Genomic DNA, 1,353 nt, shown 5'->3' with positions numbered 1-1,353 from the left:
GTTGAGGAGAGTCGTGAAGCCATTCGCCGTATCCGTACAATGCTGACCGATTAACATGACAGACTCTCTTCTCTTTGGTCGTAACATGATATTTTTATAACAATGATGTTATTGTGGATTTGAGCGGAGATAGTGCTATAGTAAGACTAAATAGCATTAAAAGGAAGATGTCATGCCTCAGCTTGATTTTACCCAGCCGCCTTTTGATGTATTAAGCGCTGATGAGCGTTTAAGCATCAAAAAACATACCCAAGTGCGCTATCTTGCTAAAGATGACTCTTTGACTGTCGATGATCTACAGTATTTTTTTGTAGTTTTAAAAGGTCAAATTGAGCAGCGCTTGGGTGATGAATTCGTCGCCACTTACCTAGGTAATAACCATACCAAGCATTTAAACAGTAATGACTGGTTTGATAGCCGCCGTACTCCTGAGCGCACCGACAAAAACGGTGAGACGGGTCACTTGCCTGAGTATTACCAGTTTTGTGCGGTAGAGGACTCATTATTACTTCAAGTTGATGGCAGCGCTATAGACAAGATTGGCGCGCAAAATCACCTGGTGCGTCAGTTGTTATCCGACAAGCTCTCCGAGCGTCTAAAAGCGCTCGAGCTTAGACGTAGCAATCAGGCTGCGGGCACTAGTAGCTACTCCGCCCAGCAAGAGGTACAACAAATCCTTTTGCAACCTGTCACCGATGTCACTTTATTACCCGTCCATATCGTTGCTGCAAGTAGCAGCTTATATCAAGCCACGCGTATCATGATGGACGCCGGTCTCAAGCATGTACTGGTGCGCTCACCTAAGCAAGCTGAGCAGAAACAGAGCGAGGTATCACAATCGGTAGTACCGCCTAAATCAGATCATACTTTAGGACTCTTGAGTGATCACGATATTTGCCGCGCAGTCAGTGAGCAAAAAGACCCTGCTACTACCCCTTGTTTAGATTATGCTAGCTTTAATCTGCATACCATCAAAGATAAACGTGAGATTGGTGATGCGCTATTGATGATGACGCGCTACCGTATCCATCGCCTGCCCGTTTTAGACGATAGCGACACGGTTATAGGCGTATTAGCGCAGAGTGATTTGATCGCCTACGTCGGTCAACACTCGCAGCTCATCAGTATGGAGATTGAGCAGGCGCAGGATATGCGCAGTTTAGATAAAGCAGTGGAGCTGATCGGTAGCTACATCCGCGCGCAGCAGCAAAACGGGGTGAAAGTCAGCGTGGTTAGCCGCATGGTACAGCAGCTTAACGCTCAAGTATTCACAAAACTGTGGCAGCTAATCGCCCCCAAAGAAGTGATTGAGAACACTTGTGTCATCGTTATGGGTTCAGAGGGCCGCGGTGA

General features: G+C 46.7%; 1 protein-coding gene. It reads left to right on the top strand.

Features of this window, described 5'->3' with window-relative positions; all coding sequences use genetic code 11:
- Positions 1-172: 172 nt before the first annotated feature.
- Positions 173-1,353: CBS domain-containing protein (locus ACTXGO_RS13865; RefSeq protein WP_443574929.1), on the top strand; the 1,181-nt coding region annotated here is incomplete at its 3' end.

Source organism: Psychrobacter sp. T6-1 (genome assembly GCF_052258445.1).
The sequence above is the reverse complement of the archived record's forward strand: the minus strand, read 5'-3'. Positions and strand labels throughout refer to the sequence as shown.